A 20084-nucleotide genomic window follows, 5' to 3' on the forward strand; every position below is an offset into this window, starting at 1 on the left:
GGAGAACGGTCCAACAGTCACGCCCTTGGTCGGCGGACCGACTCTGCGGAGCCGGACATGAATCGCCAACAGATCCGGAAAGACCAGCTCAGGTGAGCCAGGACACAGACCGGGCGGGTCTGCGGGCAGAAGTGCCTCGGAACCGGCAGACTTGTGCATGTGGTTGCCCCCACTTTGCGCCGACTCCACTCCCCCTGGACGCAGACCGTCGACCTCGGGGACGAGTTGCGCGCGATCTGGTCCTGGGCGCGTCGGCCCCGGTTGCTGCGCCGACTGCTGCCGGAACTGCGCCAGCACCTGTCCGGCGCACCGGCCAGCACGGCTTATGCGTTCACCTTGTTCGTCACGTGGTGGACGCTGCGCGGGGTCGGCGATTCGGTGGAACGCAGACTCATCTTCTCGGCCTCCACCAATCTCTACAACATGCAGCACAACCCGATCCAGGTGCTGGTGGCATCGGCGTTCTGGACCCAGGGCCAATTTCCGTGGATCACCATCGCCGAGATCCTGGTGATAATGGGCTTCGCCGAGCGCTGGCTCGGCACCAGCCGCTGGATTCTGCTGTTCGCGAGCGGCCATATCGGCGCGACACTGCTCACTGTCACCGCGATCGACCATGCCATCGACCATCACGTCATTCCGGTGCGCGTGCAGTACGCGGCGGATGTCGGCACCAGCTACGGATTCACCGCCGTGCTGGCGGCCATGGCCTTCCATTTCCGCGGTGTGGTCCGCGCGCTGTGGGCGGGTGTCATCGTCGTTTTCCTCGGCTCGGCGCTCATGATCGGCCCCACCTTCACCGACTACGGGCATATGTGCGCGGCGCTGATCGGTTTGGCGGTCGGATTCGTCGCATCGACCTTCTGGCGACGGATCGAACGCCTGCGCGCCGAACGTGAGACTTCCGCCGCGCCGATACCGGCGACAGCGACGAATCCGCTTACGGCCGCTCGAATTCCCGCGGCCAGTGGCGATTCCGGGTCGAGGTCCGTTGCGGCGCAGCCATTATCCGGTGCTGACAGCGGGGCTGAAGCGGCGCTGCACCACGCCGATGACCGGTTCGACGACGCGGGCCGCGATCGGGCCGAGCACCGCCATCAGTAGCACGTAGGCCGAGGCCAGTCCGGCGATTTGGCCGTCTACCCCACCCATACTCACCGCCAGACCGGCGATGACGATGGAGAATTCACCATGCGCGACCAGCGCCGTGCCCGCGCGGGCGCGGCCCATCCGGCGGATGCCCTGTCGACTCGCCGCCCACCAGCCGGTCGCGATCTTGGTCACCACAGTGATCACCGCGAGCAGGATCGCCCAACCGAGCACGGGCGGAATAGCACCGGGATCGGTGCTGAGTCCGAAGGCCACGAAGAAGATCGCCGCGAACAGGTCCCGGATGGGTTCCAATAATTTCGTCGCTTCGTGGGCGGTCGAACCAGAGATCGCGATGCCGAGCAGGAATGCGCCGACCGCCGCCGAAACATTCAGCGCCGACGCTAATCCGGCGACCAGCAGCGCGGCGCCCAGCAGCTTCAACAGGAACACCTCGCGGTCGGCGCTGTCCACGATCGCCGAGACGTACCGGCCATACCGCAGCGCGACGACCAGCACGACGGTCACAGTAGCCAGCGCTAGACCGAGCACGGTCAGCCCGCTCAGCAGGCTCGTACCGGCCAGGACCGCGGTGAGGATGGGCAGATACATCGCCATCGCGAGATCCTCGAAGACCAGAATCGACAGGATAACCGGGGTTTCCCGGTTACCAAGGCGGCCGAGGTCGTTGAGCACCTTGGCGACGATGCCCGAGGACGAGATGTAGGTGACTCCGGCCATGGTGATGGCTCCGGTCATCCCCCAGCCGAGAACCAGGGCGACCACCACGCCAGGTGTCGCGTTCGCGACGAGATCGACCAGACCTGCCGCCCAGGAACGACGCAATCCGGTCACCAACTCGGCGGCGGTGTACTCGAGGCCGAGCAATAGCAATAGCAGCACCACGCCGATTTCGCCTGCGATATGGCCGAATTCGTTCGCGGCGCCCAGTTGGATGAATCCGCCCTGGCCGAAAGCCAGCCCACCGAGCAGATATAGCGGAATCGGGGACATGCCGAATCGTGCCGCCACTCTCCCGAGCATTCCTAGGGCGAATAACACCGCCCCGAGCTCGACGAGGGCGAGCGCGGTTGCGTTCACGCTCTCACCCGTGCGTCAGGATCTTCGCGGCCGCGTCCAGACCGTCGGGAGTACCGACGACCACGAGTATGTCATCGGCGGTGAAGGTGAAATCCGGTCCCGGCGAGGGATGCAGCTGCCCGGCGCGCATCACCGCGACGATGGAAGCCTTGGTGCGTGTGCGCATTCCGGTCTCGCCGAGGGTGCGGCCCTCATACGGCGAATCCTCGCCTATGGGTAGCTGGCGGGTGGTGATCCCGGGTAGGTCGCGGTGATCCTCCCGTAGCTTCGCCACCAGCTGTGGCGAGCCGAGTAGGTTGGCGAGCACCGAGGCCTCGTCCTGGGTCAGCGGCACTTGTGCGGCGCATGAGTCCGGGTCATCGGGTTTGGAGACGATCAGATCGATGCCACCGTCACGGTGGTCGACCACACCGATCCAGCGACCCGATCGCAGCTGGAAGTCTTTGCGTACCCCGATCCCGGGTAGGGCGGTGACATCGACGTTCACACCTACACCCTAACCGGCAAAAAGGACTGATCGCCCGAGCTGGTCCGATCAGGTTGGTCGTCTGATCGACCGGGACTCATTCCTTCGGCGGACCCGGTGACGCGCGGGCATGTGCTGTGATGGGGCGATGCGACGGCAGTGGGATGCTTTGTCGGCGACCGCGCAGGACGCGCTGGTCGCCGCCTTCGCGCTCGTACTGGGTGCCGCGCTCTATCTGACCGGGCTGTTCGAGATGGCCAGTGATCTGAGCCGCGACCCGTCACTTGCGGTGCGGTTCGCGGTTCTCGCGCTGGTCTGCGTGGCGACCTTCCTGCGGCGGCGCATGCCGATATCGGCGCTCGGTATCGGGCTGATCCCCTTCGCCATCGATTTCGCACTCGGCCCGACGGTGCCGGTCTGGCTCATCTATTCGGATCTGATCTATGCGGGCGTGCTGTATGCCTCGCCCGTGCGTTCACGCTTGCTGGTCACGGTCTGCGGGGCGGTCTCGGCGGTACTGACCGTGCTGGCGCTGCTGCTCGGCGACTGGCGGGTCGCGGTGATCACTATCGCCGCGCTGTTCGCCTTCGTCGCGACCCCGCTATGGTGGGCGCTGTCGGTGCGCGGGCACAAGGAAATCGCCGAGGCCGAACGCAAACGCGCACAGGCGATGACATTGGTCGCCGAATTGGATCGGCGCGCCGCCATCGCCGATGAACGCAAGACGATGGCGCGCGATCTGCACGATGTGATCGCGGGACATCTGTCGGCCATCGCGATCCAGTCCGAAGCGGCGCTCGGCGTGCTGGCCCTGCAGGACACCGATCCCACTGTCGCCGGGATCATGTCGTCGATCCGGTCCAATAGTGTCAGCGCGCTGCAGGAGATGCGCACCATGATCGGTCTGCTACGCCGCGACGACGGCGCCGAGGACGATGCGTCCGCACCGCGCAAACTGGCCCAGTTGCCGATCCTCGTCGATGCGGCCCGCGCCGCCGGAATCACCGTGCGCGTGCGGGATTCGCTGAACGGGACGGCACTGCCGAGCGCGGTCGACCAAGCCGCCTACCGAATCGTCCAAGAGGCATTGACGAATGCCATGAAACACGCGCCGGGACAGGAGGTCGATATCGACGTGCACACGGAGGCAACGGATTTGACCCTCGCGGTGCGCAATCCCATACTTGTGCGCGATCGACCGACCGACGACGCGCGCCACAGCGGCCTGATGAATATGCGGGAACGAGCCGTGGCGCTCGGCGGCACCTTCACCGCTGGTCCCGGCGCCGACGGCTGGGAAGTCCTTGCACGGCTTCCGATCTCGATGACGGAGGTGCGATGATCCGGGTACTGATCGCCGACGACCACGGCGCGATCCGGGCCGGACTGCGGATGATCCTGGAGACCGCCGATGGCATCGAGGTGGTCGGCGAGGCCGCCGACGGCGATATCGCGGTGGCACAGGCCAGGGCGCTGCGCCCGGATGTGGTGCTGATGGATGTCCGCATGCCGGGCGTCGACGGTATCACCGCCACCGGCCGCATCACCGATGACGGCCTGGCCAGGGTGCTCATCCTGACGACCTTCGATCTGGACGAGTACGTCTTCCGAACGCTGCGCGCGGGTGCGTCCGGCTTCGTGCTGAAATCCGCGTCGGGACAAGCACTTGTCGATGCGGTGCGCGCGGTGGCCGCGGGTGACGGCGTGCTCGCCCCCGAGGTGACCGCCGCGGTGATCAATGCGTTCGCCTCGACCGATGGTGAATCGAGTCAGCCCGCGCCGGACGGTCTGGACGAGCTGACCGAACGCGAACGCGAAGTGCTCGACTGCCTCGGCGACGGTCTTTCCAATGCGCAGATCGCCGCGCGGCTGTTCATCGGTGAGACAACAGTCAAAACACATGTCTCGCGCGTACTCACCAAACTCGGTGTGCGGTCTCGCGTTCAGGCCGCCATCGTGGCGCGCGAGGCCAGGGACCGGTAGGTCAGGACTCCGGAAAGTTCGGGTCGAGCGCGGCGAAGGTGCCGTCCGGACCGGGCTGGTACTCGACCACCGCCGTGACCGCGCCGACGGGCAGCGGACCGTACAGATGGGGGAACAGCATCGATTCAGGATCGGTGGGCACGCCCGGTTCCCATTTCACCGGCGCGCCGACGCGGGCTGGATCGATGCGCAGCAGCACCATATCCCGCCGTCCGGCGAACAGTCGATTGGCAGGCAGATGCGCCTGCTGTGGCGTGGAGAGATGGATGAATTCGATCTCGGCGAACGATTCCGGGCGGTACTCGCCGGTTTGCCGGGCGGTCAGCCATTCGGCGAGAGTGCAAATGTGAACGAGCGTGTGAGTGTCATGGATCACGGGTAATCTCCCGGTAGACAACTGGATAGGCCTGTTCGTGATCGTGGTCGAGTGGAGTTCGATACCTGACCAGTGATGTTCGCCAGTAGCGAAATCCCAGGTGGTGTTATCGAAAACACACAGAATCACTTCCGGGAACAAAGCCCCCGTCCCGAACGTCTGACAGAGTAGTCATACCCCTGCTGGGAAGTAGCGGTAGCGAGCCCGCGGAGTGACCACGGGCCCCACACCAGGTGAACGGACTGTAGTGCCGGGAGCCAGGACGGAGGAGTCATGCCAGGAACCCTGACAAGCACCCCACTGACCGCGGTCGATCGTTGCGACCGCTGCGGTGCTGCCGCACGAGTTCGTGCCGTATTGCCCGCAGGTGGCGAGTTGCTCTTCTGCCAGCACCACGCGAATGAACACATGGATCGCTTGCGTGAGCTCGAAGCCGTGATCGATACGGAATCGGCTCCCGCGCTCTGACCTATCCTCGCGTCCCGACACAACAGCATCGAAAAACAGAACAGCGCTGATAGATGACAGCGGGCGACCTACAGGTCGCCCGCTGTCGGCGTGTCCGATCCCACTATTCCGGACAGGATGCCGTCGAGGAGCTTCCCGAGACCGAAGGCGAAGTCGCCCTCCGGGTCCGACGGCGCTTGATAGCGTTCGCCTACCGCCGCACCGACCCGCGAGGCTATCGGGAACTCCTCGGCCGACATGACCTCGCTGAGCAGCGGGCCGTGCTGCTCCCACCACTGCGCATCGGTCACCTCCGCGGTACCGCGAATTCCGGCGATCGCCATCCGCGCATTTCCGGTCGCGAATTCCGACAGCACCGCGATCACCCGATCCATAGCCAGATCGGATAAGCCGATCCCCTCGATCGCGCCCAGCTGTCGTTCATAGCGGCGCATCCGGCCCGGACCGAGCACCAGCCGCCACGGTGGTACCTCGAGCAACCACGAATGCGCCATCAATTCCGCACGGACCTGCTCAGCGATCGCGGACATACGGTCACGGACCGGGATATCGGTCGGGATGGGCACGTCCGCTAGAGCAACCGTGTCGACCATCAACACGGTCAAAGCCTCTTTGCTCGGCACATAGGTATAGAGGCTCATCGGGCGCAGGCCGAGTTCGGCGGCAACCGCGCGGATCGACACCTTCTCGTACCCCTCCCGATCGGCGAGGTCGATCGCGGCGGCGATCACCGCGTCGACGCTCACCGTCTGTTTCGGGCCGCGCGTGCCCGGTCGCGGTGGCACCGCATGCCGCCAGAGCAGGCTCATCAGCTGTTTCGCCTGGTCGGTCACGCGGTCCTCTCGGAATTAATTCAGTACGCGGTACGTTGTTATAATACTCCGTACACAATACGACGATCTAGGGGACCGCTCTGCCCAGCACACAGGCCACCTACCTACCCGACCGCCACATGTTCGCGCTGTGGACGTGGACCGGCTCCACGCCCGGCCGCGCGCCCGACGGCGATCGGGAAACGCTTCCTTTAGCGGTGCCCACGGGAACTCAGGGCACGATCGCCGTCACCGATGTCGAGTGCGCACTCGTTGATCCCGACGAACTGTTGAAGCTGGACCTCGATGACGCGGGCCCGTCCGTACATGCTTGGCGCGCGGTCCTGCTGGGCGGACCCGAACCATGCGATGCGCAGACGCATTCAGGGGTGACCACTCGGACCCAGCACTCCCCGGTACTCAACACACCTCGTCGCGAAGCCGCGGCACAATTCGAGTGCGAGACCGCGTCTGATCCGGTGGGCGGCATATCGCGGTCGGCGTCAGTGGGTCGTCCGGACGATTCGGTGCTGCTGCCCATCGCGGCGCACGCTGTCCCTGACGCCGCCGGAACCTCGATTGTGTCCACCGAACGCGCGGCCCGGGTGTTGCGTGAAACGCGGTCCGTGGGTGCGGAATTGCGGGCGGGGCTGAAGGCGGAGTTGCGGCCGTATCAGGTGCGAGGCACGGGGTGGCTGCACGAGACGGTCGCGGCGCACGGCGGGGCGGTGTTGGCCGATGAGATGGGTCTCGGAAAGACGGTGCAGACCATCGGATTTCTGCTCGGGCGAGCCGAGTGTGGGACGCAGCTCGTGGTTTGTCCGACGTCATTGGTCGGGAACTGGGTGCATGAGATCACACGGTTCGCGCCGGGACTGCGGCCGCTGCTATGGCGTGGGGGTGAGGTCGCGAATGAGGCCGGGACCGTTGTGGTGACCGGGTATCCGATGTTGCGGTTGCACGGTGGCGTGTTGGCCGGTCGATCTTGGGCGACAGTCGTTTTCGATGAGGCGCAAGCGCTGAAGAATCCGCGCACCCAGGTATCCAAGGCGGCGCGGGCATTGACGGCTGATGCGAAGGTCGCGCTGACGGGTACGCCGGTGGAGAACCATCTCGAGGAGCTGTGGGCACTGCTGAATCTGGTGGCGCCACGGCTGTTCGGGCATCGCACGCAATTCCGACGACGGTTCGTCCGGCCAATCCACGAGGGTTCAGCGGCCGCTGCGACCCGGCTGCGAGATGCGCTCGAACCGGTGCTGTTGGCGCGTAAGAAGGCTCAGGTCGCCGCGTCGCTGCCCGCGAAAATCCACAGCGATCTGCTCTGCGATCTGACAATCGAACAGGAACGGCGCTACGACCAACTACTCGATAAGGCCATCGATGACGGCTTCGGCCACGGCGCACAACGACAGAGCCGGGTGCTCGCGGCACTGACCGCCCTCAAGCAGGTCTGCAACCATCCGGGGCTGATCACCGGTGAGCTCGATGAATTGGCGGGCCGATCCGGAAAGCTGGACCTGTGCACCGATATCGTGGCCAACAATCTCGAAACCGGTGATCCGACACTGATATTCACCCAGTACCGTGCCACCGGCGATCTGCTGGTCCGCCACCTGCACGAGCAATTCGGCGTGCGGGCACCGTTCTTCCACGGTGGACTCGACCAGGCCGAGCGCGCCGAGATCGTTTCGAGCTTCCAAGCCGAAGACGGTCCGCCCGTGCTGATCCTGAGTCTGCGCGCCGCGGGCACCGGGCTCACCCTGACGCGTGCCGCCGACGTCATCCATTTCGACCGGTGGTGGAATCCGGCCGTGGAAGCCCAGGCCTCCGACCGGGTGCACCGGATCGGGCAGACCCGCACCGTCACCATTACCACTCTGACCTCGGGCACCACCGTCGAGGAACACATCGCGGGCATGCACGACCGCAAATCCGCGCTCGCGGACCTCAGCGATTCCGCGGGCATCGCCGCACTGGCCCGCCTCGACGACGACCAGCTCGTCGAGATCCTGCGCCGCAAGAGGGAGAACTGATGGCGGACAACGAATTCGGTTATACGGCGTGGGGTAGAGACTGGGTCCGGCTTGCCGAACCGCTGCGCCAGACCCGGCCGGACCCGCTACTCCCCCGTGCTCGCAGCATCGCCCGCAACAACGGTGTCCAGGCGAGCATCGAGGGCCGCATCGTGCATGCCACCATCCACCGCGGTGGGCAGGCCTCGGTAATACATCTCGAAGTCGCGCCGCTGCCCCGCTCGGCCATCACGGCCATCGCCGAAATCATTCCGGACACAACAGTTCTCACCGACGAAATGCATCGGGCATTGGTCGACGCTGGAATCAGACCGGCGCCGGATCCGGCCGGAACGGACTGTTCCTGTTCGGCCCGCACTGCCCGGTGCGTGCACGTCCTCGCGGTGCACTACGACATGGCGCGACGCGTGGACGAGAATCCTCGGCTGGCACTGGAGATCCAGGGCTATTTCCAAGCCGCGCCTGAAGATTCGGCGGCTCCGGTCGAGTCACCCCGCTGGACGTCGATCAATGCACTCGATCCTGTCGAATACTTCGAGGCCACAATAACCATGCGCTGAAACGTTTTCCGGTGGCTGTCCCTGGGCCGAGCCACGGATGGTCAGCTCGACGCCGAACACGATCAGGTCGCCAAGGGCCACGGGCTGGTCAGTGCTCGACCTTCTCACTCCGGACGGCGGGCGCGGAAGCGAAAACTACGTTCGCCGGTTTCGATCTCGACATCGGTGAAGCCGACTCGGGTGAGCCGGTCGGCGGCATGCTCGGGCGGTACCGGCACGCAGGTGTCGCCGAGGTGCAGCAGGCGGAATATGCGGCCGTCGAGACCGTCGCTGCCTGCGAATACACCGCCAGGACGCAGGACGCGTAGGGCTTCGGCGAACAGCGCGTCCTGTGCACCGACAGTGGGTACGTGGTGCAGCATGGTGAAGCACACGACCGAGTCGAATTGCCTCGGCGGCAAGGGCATATCCGCGCCGTCGGCCTGGATCACCGTCATCGCGGCGCCGTGCCGAGCACGCAGTCGATCGGCGAGCACCGGATCGATCTCGACTCCGGTCAGCGTATCGGCGCGTGCTCGCAAGGCGCGGATATTGGCACCGTAGCCGGGCCCGATCTCGAGTGCGGACGCACCCAGGTCGAGGCCGGACAGCGCCCACGGGACGATCCGCGTCGTACTCGTACGTTCCCACGCCGCCGATCGGCACACCATTGTGTGGAGGTAGTTCATCGCCATGCGATTCACGCTAGGAGCGGCCGACGGTGACCACGACAGGCTACGGTGACAAGTTGTGTCGCGAAACAGCCAATTCCTGGTGCCCGGCCAACCCGGCACACCCCAGCCGGACGACGGGTCCATGGTGTTCCGGGCCGCGGTCGGTGATACCGCCATGGTCTTCGGCGCTGGCGTCATGTCCGCGGGCTACTGGTTCGACACCCATGAACATCCGCAGCACCAAATAGCCTGGGCGGCACGGGGTGTCATCGCCGTCGAAATCGGCGACGGATACTGGGTGCTGCCACCGACCCGCGCCCTGTGGATCCCCGGCGGCACCCGGCACCGAACCGGAACCACCCAGGGCGCGACCATGCGGGGCATCTATGTGGCACCCGATCGATGCCCGGTCTCATTGACCACGCCGACGATGCTGCGCGTATCGCCGTTGCTGCGCGAACTGTTCGACCATCTCACCGGACTCGACACCGCCCTCGCACGACGCGAACGCGCGGAAGCGGTGGTCTTCGATCTTCTCGAGCCGGTCGACGTGATTCCCGTAGGCGCGCGCCGACCAATAGATGCCCGAGCCGTCCGGGTTGCCGACGTCTTGACCCGGAACCCCGCCGACTCCCGCACCCTCAACGAACTCGCCACCGACGCCGCCACCAGTCCCCGCACCCTGGCCCGGTTGTTCCTCGCCGAAACCGGAATCACCTTCGGCCAGTGGCGAACCCAGATCCGCCTAGCAGCCTCGCTCCCCCTGCTCGCCGAAGGCTTGCCGATCGCCCGCGTCGCGGGCCGCGTCGGCTATGCCACCCCCAGCGCCTACGTCGCCGCCTTCCGCCGCACCGTCGGCATCTCCCCCGGCCGCTACTTCGCCGGGTAATCGCAGCGGAATCAGGCGTTGGTGCCGCCGTCGACGGTGAAGGTCGCGCCGGTGATGCTGCGGCCGGAGGGGCCGGCGAGGAAGGTTACGGTGGCTGCGATGTCGTCGGTGGTGCCGAAGCGGCCGAGGGCGGTCAGGCCGATTTGGTACGGGGCGTGATCGCCGTCCGCGGGGTTCATATCGGTGTCGGTGGAGCCGGGCTGCACCAGATTGACCGTGATGCTGCGCGGTCCGAGTTCACGCGCAAGGGCTTTCGTGAATCCATTGAGTGCGGATTTGCTCAGGTTGTACAGCGCGAGTCCACCGAACGCGGCGCGCTCGGACAGGTTGCTGCCGATACTGATGATGCGCCCGCCCTCGGTCATATGTTCGACCACTGCCTGCGCACCGACGAATGCCGCCCGCGCGTGGATGTTGAGCGCGCGGTCGATCTCCTCGACGGTGAACTCCTCGAACGGCTTGGCCAGGAAGATGCCCGCGTTGTTGACCAGCACATCGAGTCTGCCGAGTTCGGCCGCGGCCCGATGCACCGCCGCGACGACCGCGCCCGCGTCGGCGCTGTCCGCCTGGATGGCGATCGCGCGTCGCCCCGCCGATTCCGCCTCGGCGACCACCGATTTCGCCTGCAACTCGTTGTGCTGGTAGGTCAGCGCCACGTCCGCGCCTGCGGCGGCCAGGTGCCGGACGATCGCCGCTCCGATCCCCCGGCTGCCCCCGGTCACCAACGCCACCTTGCCCGTCAGATCCGACATCGCTACTCCTCCTAATTCTGTGTCGATCAGTACATAAGTAGCTAAGCGCATCGGCGGCGACGGGGTCAAGAGGTATATTTAACGATCGACACAGAAAGGAACGGGCCATGGCCGAACGTGGACGTCCACGCGCATTCGATCGCGAGGTCGCGCTGCGTCGCGCCATGGAGGTGTTCTGGGAGCACGGCTACGAGGGCTCGTCGATGAGCGATCTCACCGCGGCGATGGGCATCAATTCACCGAGTCTGTACGCCGCGTTCGGTGGGAAGGAAGAGTTGTTCCGCGCGGCAGTCGGGCTGTACGGCGAGACCGAAGGCGGCTACACCGCACGCGCCTTGCGCGAGGAACCCACCGCTCGCGCGAGCATCGAAGCCATGTTGCGCGACAACGCCATGGCCTATACCCACGAGGAAAAACCGCACGGCTGCATGGTCGTGCTGGCAGGTTCCACCTACACCACGCGCAGCGAAACCATCCGCGACTTCCTGGTCGAAAAACGCCGCCAGACAATCGAAGACATCCGCGAACGCCTGGATCGCGGTGTCACGGAAGGTGATCTACCGCCGGATACCGATACCGCGGCCCTCGCCAGCTTCTACACCACGGTGCTGTACGGCCTGTCCATCCGAGCCCGCGACGGGGCGTCACACGCCGAACTCACCCAATCCATCGACTGCGCCATGGCGGTGTGGCCCGCACCGGCCATCGCACGCTGATAGCTAGGACCTGTTGGCCCAAGCAATTGCACATATGCAGTCACAGCCGTACGCAATGGCGCCGTGATTACTTCCGGCGCAGGGCGGCGATACGCTCACCGAGTTGGTCAGCGGTGGCCAATGCCGTTGGCGGACCGCCGCATTCGCGGCGCAACTCACCGTGGATCACACCGTGCGGCTTGCCGGTGCGATGGTGGTGCATGGCGACCAGGCTGTTGAGTTCGCGACGCAGCTCACCGAGCTTGTCCGCGGTCGCGACCCGCTCGGCGGCCGAGGCGACCTGCGGGCCAGGATCGGGCGTCGCCGCCTCACCGCGTTCGGCTAGCTGCTTGGATTGACGTTCCCGCAGCAGCGCCCGCATCTGCTCCGCATCCAACAGTCCGGGAATCCCGAGGTAGTCCGCCTCCTCCGCGCTCCCCGCGAAAGTGGCTGTGCCGAAGGAGGACCCGTCGTAGATCACCTGGTCGAGCTCGGCGTCGGCGGCTAGTGCGACGAAAGGCTTCTCGTCCTCGCCCGGCTCGTCCTTCTGCTTGTTCGCATCGATCAGCAGGGCGTCTTCGAGGCCGTTCTGCTCGCGGTGCGGCTTGCCGATGACGTGATCGCGCTGCAGCTCCAGCTGCGCGGCCAGATCGAGCAGCACCGGCACCGACGGCAGGAACACACTAGCGGTCTCGCCGGGTTTGCGCGCACGCACGAACCGGCCGATGGCCTGGGCGAAGTACAGCGGTGTCGAGGCACTGGTCGCATAGACGCCGACCGCGAGACGCGGCACGTCGACGCCCTCGGACACCATGCGCACCGCGACCATCCAGGGCTGGGTGTTCTTGCTGAATTCGGCGATCCGGTCCGAGGAGGACGGATCATCCGACAGCACCACCGCCGGGCGCTCCCCCGAAATATGTTCCAGCAGTTCGGCGTAATCGCGGGCCCGCTCCTGGTCGGTGGCGATCACCAGACCACCGGCATCGGGCATACCGGTCGCACGCAACTGGCGCAGCCGGGTGTCCGCGGCGACTAGCACCTTCGACATCCAGTCGCCGGCCGGATCCAGGGCGGTGCGCCAGGCACGGGCGGTGTGTTCGGCGCTCAGCGGCTCACCGAGACGGGCCGAATACTCTTCCCCCGCACTGTCGCGCCAGTGTGCCTCGCCGGAATACGCCAGGAAGACGACCGGTCGGACGACGCCGTCGGCCAATGCCTCGGCGTAGCCGTAGGAGTGGTCGGCACGCGAGCGCGGGAAACCGCCCTCATCGGGTTCATAGGTGACGAACGGGATCTGACTGTCATCGCTGCGGAACGGGGTGCCGGTCAGCGCGAGTCGGCGGGTGGCGTCACCGAAAGCCTCGGCGGTCGCATCACCCCAGGACTTCGCATCGCCAGCATGGTGGATCTCGTCCAGAATCACCAGGGTTCTGCGTCTTTCGGTGCGGACGCGGTGCCGCGCGGGATGCGAGGCGATCTGCGCGTAGGTGACCACGACGCCGTGATAGTCGCCGGAGGTCGCACCGGTCGCGTTGGAGAAGCGCGAATCCAGCTGAATGCCCACGCGGGCCGCGGATTGGGCCCACTGGTGTTTGAGGTGTTCGGTCGGGGCGACCACGGTGACCTGGTCGACGGTGCGGTCGGCCAGCAGTTCGGCCGCGACCCGCAGGGCGAAGGTGGTCTTACCCGCGCCCGGCGTCGCCACCGCGAGGAAGTCCCTCGGCTTGGTCGACAAGTACTTCATCAGAGCCCGGCGCTGCCAAGCGCGTAGCGAACCACCGGTGGAACCCGCGGCGCTCGATTTTTGCGAATCGCCCGGTGTTTCCGCTTCTCCCGCCACAGCGGCGCCACCCGACACAGTCACGCAGACGACCCTAGCTGTCTCCCATGGTGTGTCGCCAAACCGACGCGGCGTGGGCGACCGGCATCACACGCCGAGCCGTGCGCCACGCCGTATTCATCTGCTTCCCATCGACTCGATGCCATGGCAAACCGGAACAATATGCTCGGATGCGCGATGCTTGTAGGCATCATGACCGACGACAGTGCCCTACCGCACCGCCCCTCGGGGACCGGCGACCAGCCGATCCACAGCGGCGGCGGCTGCGCGGAACCCACCGCGGCGACCTATATCCGCAGGGTCGCAACGCGGGTTGCGCGACAGGGTGGCAAACTCGTCGTGCGGGTGGCAGTGAAGTCATGGGACGATTCGATCTTCGCCAAATCCGCAGCCGCGGCGTTCTGGCAGACGATGTCGCTGGCACCGCTGTTGCTCGGGGTGCTCGGCAGCCTGGGTTACGTCGGGGAGTGGTTCGGACCCGACACCGTGCAGATCGTCCAGCAGAAGATCATCGCGTTCAGCCGGGACCTGTTCAGTACGAGTGTGGTGAGCGATCTGATCGAACCGACCGTCACCGATGTACTCAGTCGCGGACGCGCCGCCTTCGTCTCGGTGGGTTTCGTCATGTCGCTGTGGGCCGGATCCTCGGCGATGTCGACCTTCGTGGATTCGATAGTCGAGGCGCATGGGCAGCAGGATGCCCGGCATCCGGTCTGGCAGCGCATCTTCGCCTTGCTGCTGTATGTGCTGTTCCTTGTGGTCGCGGTGTTCCTATTGCCGCTGATCGCGCTGGGTCCGACACTGATCGGACGGGTGCTGCCGGACTCGTGGCGCGAACCCGGGCTGCGATTGATCGACTCGTTCTACTACCCCGGAGTCGGCCTGGTGCTGATCATCGGGCTCACCACGCTGTACAAGCTGGCGCTGCACAAATCGCTGCCGTGGCATCGCTTATTCGGCGGGGCGCTGGTCGCCGGCGTGTTCTTCATGGCCGCCAGCGAAGGGCTGCGCCGCTATCTGGCCTGGGTCACCAGGACCGGCGTCAGCTATGGCGCGCTCGCGACCCCGATCGCGTTCTTACTTTTCACGTTCTTCCTCGGCTTCGCGGTCATCCTCGGCGCGGAATTCAATGCCGCGGTGCAGGAATTTTGGCCCGCACGCAGCACTCGCATCGATCAAGTGAAGGAATGGTTGTCCAACCAGTTGGGCGGGGACGACTCCGATACCGACCACGATGATCCGGGCGCAGAGAAACCCCCGGAGGCTCAGCGGCCGACCGAGCAGACAGGGGACAACGGCGTCGGTGCCGCCCGGGCACGGCTCAGCGCGCCGGGCGGTTCGTCACCTTCTCAGCCCTTCCGCAAGCCGTCGTAGACCTTCTTGCACTCCGGGCAGACCGGCGAGCCGGGCTTCGCCGAGCGCGTCACGGGGAAGACCTCACCGCAGAGGGCGACCACGTGGGTGCCCATGACGGCGCTCTCGGCGATCTTGTCCTTCTTCACGTAGTGGAAGAACTTCGGGGTGTCGTCGCCCGTCGTCTCGTCGGTGGTCGTATCCGGGCGAACCAGAGTGTCGGTACTCACGGATTCCATGATGCCGCATACTCGCCGGCTCGGCTGACGACGGTCGGTATTAATCCAGCTGACCAGGCCATGTGCGGTGTGCCCTCGACAGTGGAAGACTCAGGGTATGCAGCAGTACGGCGACACCCCCGACGCCGACGACATCGGCAGCGGTGATCGCCCGGACGTGACGATGCCGACGTCACCCCGCAAGACCACCGGCTACTTCCCCGGCAATGACGAGAAGCACCCGGTGCTGATCACCGAGGCCGCGCCGTCACTGGACGATCAGCACCGCTCCAGGGTCCGCCGCTACACCATCATCATGGCGTTCCGCATTCCCTGCCTGATCTTGGCAGCGATCGCCTACAGCGCTTTCAGCAATGCGCTGCTCTCGATCCTGATCATCGCCGCCTCGATTCCGTTGCCTTGGATCGCGGTCCTGATCGCGAATGACCGGCCGCCGCGCCGTAAGGACGAGCCCAGTCGCTGGGACCGGCCGCGTACGGCGATCGAATCGCGGCCGCACCGGGCTATCGACTCCTGACGACGGTCTCGGGGCGAGGTTCGACGGCCGGCAGGTCGAAGACAAGCCGCCAGCCGAAGGCCGTGCAGAGGCCCGGGCACGAGAAATAACGCCACACACGGGCGCCGACACACCGATACCGAGCTGGACGAGCGATCACCATGCGCTGGTGGAGTTGCCTCTTCGAGAGGGCTCGCCACCAGCGCATTCCCGGGGGCCGGATTCAGGGGTGGCGGCGAATCCCTGCGGACATGAGTGCTGCGGCGGCGCAGAGCGCACCGGCGATGTACCAGGCGAGGTTGTAGGAGCCCTGGACGTCGCGGATGATGCCGGCGCCGGTCGCCGCTATGGCGGAGCCGATTTGGTGGGAGGCGAAGACCCAGCCGAACGCGACGGGGCCGTCGGCGCCGAAGAGTTCGCGGCAGAGCATGACCGTGGGCGGGACGGTGGCGATCCAGTCCAGGCCGTAGAAAACGATGAACACCCACATGCTCGGCTGGGCGTCCGGCGCGAACAACGAGGGCAGGATCAGCAGCGACAGTCCGCGCAGTGTGTAGTAGCCCACCAGCAGGTAGCGGGGGTCGGCCCGGTCGGTGAGCCAGCCGGAGAAGATAGTGCCCGCCACATCGAAGATGCCAACCAGTGCCAGCAGGCCAGCGGCGGTGGTTGGCGGCATGCCGTGATCGTGTGCGGCGCTGACGAAGTGGGTACCGACCAGGCCGTTGGTCGATGCGCCACAGATCGCGAATCCGCCTGCGAGCAGCCAGAATCCGGGGCTGCGTGCGATCGTGGCCAAGACCGTCAGCGCGCGGGTCGCACCGCCGGTCGCCTGCACGCGCAGTCCCACCGTGCTGCCGGGTTCGGCACCGTACGCGGAAACGCCTGCGTCGCTGGGGAAGTCGCGGATGAACAGCAGGACCAGCGGCACCACCGCGAGCGCGACACCCGCGACGATCAGCGAGGGCACCCGCCAACCGTGTGCGTGTGCCACCGCGGATACCAGCGGCAGGAAGACCAGCTGCCCGGTAGCACCCGCCGCGGTGAGCACACCGGTCACCAGTCCGCGCTGGCGCACGAACCAGCGGCCGGTGATCGTCGCGACGAACGGCATGGACATCGATCCGACTCCGACCCCGACCAACAGGCCCCAAGTCGCCACCAAATGCCAAGGCTGGGTCATGAACACGGTCAGTCCGCTACCCGCCGCGACGAGTACCAGGGCGCATGCCACCACCCGGCGGATACCGAAACGGTCCATCAGCGCCGCGGCGAACGGCGAAATCAGCCCGTACAACAGCAGGTTCAGCGAGACCGCCGCCCCGATGGTGCCATGCGACCAGCCGAACTCCTCGTGCAGCGGATCCAGCAGCACACTCGGCACCGACCGGAACGCCGCCGCGCCCAAGAGCGCGATGAATCCAACACCGGCGACGATCCAGGCGGGATGCAGCCGCCTCGGCACGGAATCGACAAGTACCGGAGGCGTCTGCAGTTCAGTCACCCGCTGAGCGTGCCGGAATGTCGCCCGTCGAACGAGTGGCCGCAATGCCATAAACCGCCAAGATCGTGCCAGATACGGCCGATCCAAAACCGGCTCGACAGCTTCGCGGGCGAACACCTACTCTGTGGCGGGGGTAGGAGACGGGAAGTCTCTCAACATCAGTGATGTGCGACACATCCGCGCCAACTCGGCGCGGGCGGCACCGAATCGCCGGAAGATGCGACAACTGCACGCCGATGGCGGCACGGGAACTCCCGCCAGGAAACAGGAGAAAGCATGATTCGGTGGGTCTGGGCCTTCCTCGACCGCCCGACGCAACGTTTCGACGAATGCGCGACATTCTGGTCGACGATCACCGACACCCAACTCTCGCCGCGACGCGGTGAGAACGACGAATTCCTCACGCTCCTACCGGATCCCGCACTCTTCGCCGATGCGGGCGTCAAGATGCAAGCGGTGACCGGACTCGGCCGGGTGCACCTGGATCTCGACGTCGACGATGTCGCCGCCGCGGTCCGCGTCGCACTCGACCTCGACGCCGAACTGGTCGCCAACCACAAGCGCTACGCGGTGCTGCGCTCCCCAGGCGGTCAGATCTTCTGCTTCACCCCGAATGGTCGCGCGAAGGGTACTCCCGCCCCGGCCGTGCGCGCGCCTGAGGGCACTCTCACCCGCCTCGATCAGGTCTGCCTCGACATCGGCCCGACCGACTACGCCGCCGAAACCCGCTTCTGGACAACCCTCACCAACTGGGACCTGACGCAGGGCCGCCTGCCCGAATTCGCCCGGCTGCGCGCGAAGGAGCCGATGCCCGTCCAGCTTCTGCTGCAGCGCCTCGGCGCGGACCGGCCCGCCAGCGCGCACATCGACCTCGCCTCCGCCGATGTCGACGCCACTGCCGCATGGCACGAGTCCCTCGGCGCGACGCTGGTCGAGCGCCATGAACAGTGGATCGTCATGTCCGATCCGGCCGACGCGCCCTACTGCATTACCGGACGCGACCCGAACGGCGTCTGAGATCGGGCGCTGTCCATGTGACACGAGGAGCACGTTTCGGTTGCCGGTGTGTCGCGGTGGCAGAGTACCGGTGTGCCTACCAACCAGACGACCACCGGATCGCTGCTCACCGCGCTGTGCCCCGATCTTCGGGCCGCGCTGACCCGCGTCGGGTACAACGCCGACATCCTGCTGGAAGTGCTCGGCCCCGACGTGCACGCCGCCCTGGGCCGCTCCGAGCCGGTACCGGTGCGACGAGCCGCTCGCCGGGCTGGCACGCTCGGCACACTGATCCGCCTGTTGCTGCTCGGTGACGCACTGCCCGAACGCGAGGTCGCGGCCGCACTGGCACCGGTTGATATCAACCGTGCGGTGGCGGCCGGCCTGCTCACCCGTGACGTCGACGATGTGCGCGCTGCACTCGACCTTCGTCCGCTCGACGCGGGCGAAGGCACTCGCTGGATCCTGTCCGACCTCGACGATTCGATGTCGCGACGCACCCTGACCGAGGATCATGTGCTCGGCGTCGGCCACGCGTCCCTCTCGCTGCTGCGCGCCACTCCGACTCGCCGCGTCGGTTCGGTTCTGGACTTGGGTACCGGCTGCGGCGTTCAGGCCGTCCACGCCGCCGCGTATGCGGACCGGGTGACCGCGACCGACGTGAATCCGCGCGCCCTGTGGTTGGCCGAGGCGACTGCGGCACTCAATGGACTCGATATCGAACTGCTGCCTGGTTCCTGGTTCGAACCGGTGGCCGGTCGGCGCTTCGACCAGGTGGTGGCCAATCCGCCTTTCGTCGTCGGACCAGCCCGCATAGAGCACACCTACCGCGACTCCGGGCTCGCCCTCGACGGCGCAAGCGAATTGGTGATCTCACAGGCCGCCAACCTGCTCGCCCCCGGTGGCACCGCCGCGATGCTCGCCGCCTGGGTGCATGTGGACGGCGAGGACTGGCGTCAGCGCGTCTCGTCATGGCTGCCCGCGCACGGCGTGGATGCCTGGGTGGTCCAACGCGATGTCGCCGATCCGGCCCTCTACGTCGGAACATGGCTGCGTGACGCGGGTTTGGATCCGCGCGACCCGGCCGCACAGGCTCGCGCCGAACAGTGGCTCGACGCCTTCAGCGCCGCCGATGTCGATGCCATCGGCTTCGGCTTCGTCTATCTGCACGCCATCGACGGTCCGACCGAACTGCTCGCCGAGGATCTGATGCATGGCTTCGACGATCCGCTCGGCGCCGAGGCCACCGCGTATTTCGAACGCTCGGCCTGGTTGCGCCGCGCCGCCGCCGAGGAAAACCTCGTCTGGTCAACACGTTTCGTGGTCGATTCCGCGACCGCGCTGGAACGGGTCTATCTGCACGGCGAATTCGGTTGGCAGCAGCAGGTCGCACGGTTGCACCGCGGGGACGGTCCACGCTGGCAGCATGAGGTGGACGAGTCCACCATCGCACTCGTCGCGGGAATGCGCGCTGAGGGTTTGCCGTTACAAGAGCTGATAGAACTGCTCGCGCTCGCCCACGGATCGGGCGAAATCACCGAGGAGTTCGCGGCCGACGCATTATCCGTGGTGGCCGGATTGGTTCGCCACGGTTTGGTGCGACCCGTGTAACGAAGCGGCAACCACTCCGGTCCCGCCCGACGCTTCGCGCACGGGTTGTTCCGACAGGGTGGGGTTCTCAGGAACTTCTCAGACGCAAGTGACGGAAACCGCAGTTCAGAGCGGTTTATCGGAGCAATAGCGGGGAACTTTCTACCTGTCGGGTCCGTTATTCGGAGT

21 protein-coding genes are annotated in these 20084 nt (G+C 66.2%); 12 read left to right on the forward strand and 9 right to left on the reverse strand.

The features are described 5' to 3' along the window. Positions 1-159: 159 nt before the first annotated feature. The gene (locus tag ACQP2U_RS27320; RefSeq protein ID WP_433710079.1) at positions 160-1104 is read left to right on the forward strand and encodes a rhomboid-like protein; all 945 of its coding nucleotides are present in this window, start codon (positions 160-162) and stop codon (positions 1102-1104) included. Here the strand turns inward: ACQP2U_RS27320 and ACQP2U_RS27325 are convergent. Next, the gene (locus ACQP2U_RS27325; RefSeq protein WP_433710080.1) at positions 1006-2190 is read right to left on the reverse strand and encodes a cation:proton antiporter; all 1185 of its coding nucleotides are present in this window, start codon (positions 2188-2190) and stop codon (positions 1006-1008) included. The two genes, ACQP2U_RS27320 and ACQP2U_RS27325, sit on opposite strands and share 99 nt — an antisense overlap. Before the next feature lie 4 nt (positions 2191-2194). Further along, a complete protein-coding gene (locus ACQP2U_RS27330; RefSeq protein ID WP_433710081.1) occupies positions 2195-2677 on the reverse strand; it encodes a cation:proton antiporter regulatory subunit in 483 nt (160 codons plus the stop codon). Between the two features lie 127 nt (positions 2678-2804). Between ACQP2U_RS27330 and ACQP2U_RS27335 the strand changes: the two genes are divergently transcribed. Then, positions 2805-3998 carry a sensor histidine kinase gene (locus ACQP2U_RS27335; protein ID WP_433710082.1) on the forward strand — a complete coding sequence of 398 codons (1194 nt, stop codon included), beginning with the start codon at positions 2805-2807 and terminating at the stop codon, positions 3996-3998. After that, positions 3995-4639, forward strand: a complete 645-nt coding sequence (locus ACQP2U_RS27340; RefSeq protein ID WP_397028487.1) for a response regulator — start codon at positions 3995-3997, stop codon at positions 4637-4639. Before ACQP2U_RS27335 ends, ACQP2U_RS27340 begins: the two co-directional genes overlap by 4 nt. 1 nt (position 4640) lies before the next feature. Here ACQP2U_RS27340 and ACQP2U_RS27345 read toward each other — a convergent pair whose 3' ends face one another. Then, entirely contained in the window at positions 4641-5015 is a 375-nt protein-coding gene (locus ACQP2U_RS27345; RefSeq protein WP_433710083.1) for a DUF952 domain-containing protein, read from the reverse strand. A gap of 273 nt (positions 5016-5288) precedes the next feature. Between ACQP2U_RS27345 and ACQP2U_RS27350 the strand changes: the two genes are divergently transcribed. Beyond that, complete coding sequence (locus tag ACQP2U_RS27350) at positions 5289-5483, forward strand: DUF7455 domain-containing protein (protein WP_029903635.1); 195 nt, start codon at positions 5289-5291, stop codon at positions 5481-5483. Positions 5484-5551: 68 nt separating this feature from the next. On the opposite strand, the gene ACQP2U_RS27355 is transcribed toward ACQP2U_RS27350, so the two are convergent. Beyond that, a complete protein-coding gene (locus ACQP2U_RS27355) occupies positions 5552-6292 on the reverse strand; it encodes a TetR/AcrR family transcriptional regulator (protein ID WP_433716596.1) in 741 nt (246 codons plus the stop codon). 143 nt (positions 6293-6435) lie between these two features. Between ACQP2U_RS27355 and ACQP2U_RS27360 the strand changes: the two genes are divergently transcribed. After that, entirely contained in the window at positions 6436-8328 is a 1893-nt protein-coding gene (locus ACQP2U_RS27360; protein ID WP_433710084.1) for a DEAD/DEAH box helicase, read from the forward strand. Then, the gene (locus ACQP2U_RS27365) at positions 8328-8888 is read left to right on the forward strand and encodes a hypothetical protein (protein WP_433710085.1); all 561 of its coding nucleotides are present in this window, start codon (positions 8328-8330) and stop codon (positions 8886-8888) included. Before ACQP2U_RS27360 ends, ACQP2U_RS27365 begins: the two co-directional genes overlap by 1 nt. Before the next feature lie 104 nt (positions 8889-8992). Here the strand turns inward: ACQP2U_RS27365 and ACQP2U_RS27370 are convergent, their stop codons facing one another. Next, positions 8993-9562: a class I SAM-dependent methyltransferase gene (locus ACQP2U_RS27370; protein WP_433710086.1), complete on the reverse strand. Its 570-nt coding sequence runs from the start codon at positions 9560-9562 to the stop codon at positions 8993-8995. Between the two features lie 55 nt (positions 9563-9617). On the opposite strand from ACQP2U_RS27370, the gene ACQP2U_RS27375 reads away from it, so the two are divergent. After that, positions 9618-10430 carry an AraC family transcriptional regulator gene (locus ACQP2U_RS27375; protein ID WP_433710087.1) on the forward strand — a complete coding sequence of 271 codons (813 nt, stop codon included), beginning with the start codon at positions 9618-9620 and terminating at the stop codon, positions 10428-10430. An 11-nt stretch (positions 10431-10441) separates the two neighbouring features. Here the strand turns inward: ACQP2U_RS27375 and ACQP2U_RS27380 are convergent, their stop codons facing one another. Then, positions 10442-11182, reverse strand: coding sequence for an SDR family NAD(P)-dependent oxidoreductase (locus tag ACQP2U_RS27380; RefSeq protein WP_433710088.1), 741 nt, complete (start codon positions 11180-11182; stop codon positions 10442-10444). A gap of 107 nt (positions 11183-11289) precedes the next feature. On the opposite strand from ACQP2U_RS27380, the gene ACQP2U_RS27385 reads away from it, so the two are divergent. After that, positions 11290-11898: a TetR/AcrR family transcriptional regulator gene (locus ACQP2U_RS27385; RefSeq protein ID WP_433710089.1), complete on the forward strand. Its 609-nt coding sequence runs from the start codon at positions 11290-11292 to the stop codon at positions 11896-11898. 67 nt (positions 11899-11965) lie between these two features. On the opposite strand, the gene ACQP2U_RS27390 is transcribed toward ACQP2U_RS27385, so the two are convergent. Beyond that, positions 11966-13624 carry a DEAD/DEAH box helicase gene (locus ACQP2U_RS27390; RefSeq protein WP_433716597.1) on the reverse strand — a complete coding sequence of 553 codons (1659 nt, stop codon included), beginning with the start codon at positions 13622-13624 and terminating at the stop codon, positions 11966-11968. A 288-nt stretch (positions 13625-13912) separates the two neighbouring features. Here ACQP2U_RS27390 and ACQP2U_RS27395 point away from each other — a divergent pair, with 288 nt between their 5' ends. Continuing rightward, positions 13913-15094 carry a YihY/virulence factor BrkB family protein gene (locus ACQP2U_RS27395; protein WP_433710090.1) on the forward strand — a complete coding sequence of 394 codons (1182 nt, stop codon included), beginning with the start codon at positions 13913-13915 and terminating at the stop codon, positions 15092-15094. Here the strand turns inward: ACQP2U_RS27395 and ACQP2U_RS27400 are convergent. Further along, positions 15070-15303, reverse strand: a complete 234-nt coding sequence (locus ACQP2U_RS27400) for a DUF3039 domain-containing protein (RefSeq protein WP_062989131.1) — start codon at positions 15301-15303, stop codon at positions 15070-15072. The genes ACQP2U_RS27395 and ACQP2U_RS27400 overlap by 25 nt on opposite strands. A 172-nt stretch (positions 15304-15475) precedes the next feature. Here ACQP2U_RS27400 and ACQP2U_RS27405 point away from each other — a divergent pair, with 172 nt between their 5' ends. Further along, on the forward strand, positions 15476-15829 hold the full coding sequence (locus tag ACQP2U_RS27405; protein WP_397030160.1) for a DUF3099 domain-containing protein: 354 nt from the start codon (positions 15476-15478) through the stop codon (positions 15827-15829). Positions 15830-16031: 202 nt separating this feature from the next. Here ACQP2U_RS27405 and ACQP2U_RS27410 read toward each other — a convergent pair whose 3' ends face one another. Further along, entirely contained in the window at positions 16032-17309 is a 1278-nt protein-coding gene (locus ACQP2U_RS27410) for an MFS transporter (RefSeq protein WP_433710091.1), read from the reverse strand. Between the two features lie 276 nt (positions 17310-17585). Here ACQP2U_RS27410 and ACQP2U_RS27415 point away from each other — a divergent pair, with 276 nt between their 5' ends. Then, on the forward strand, positions 17586-18326 hold the full coding sequence (locus ACQP2U_RS27415; protein ID WP_433710092.1) for a VOC family protein: 741 nt from the start codon (positions 17586-17588) through the stop codon (positions 18324-18326). 72 nt (positions 18327-18398) lie between these two features. Beyond that, positions 18399-19916 (forward strand): DUF7059 domain-containing protein, encoded by a 1518-nt coding sequence (locus tag ACQP2U_RS27420; protein WP_433710093.1) that lies wholly within the window; start codon positions 18399-18401, stop codon positions 19914-19916. Positions 19917-20084 lie beyond the last annotated feature (168 nt).

Origin of the sequence: Nocardia sp. CA-084685 (genome assembly GCF_050955785.1) — a bacterium.
Classification (GTDB): domain Bacteria; phylum Actinomycetota; class Actinomycetes; order Mycobacteriales; family Mycobacteriaceae; genus Nocardia.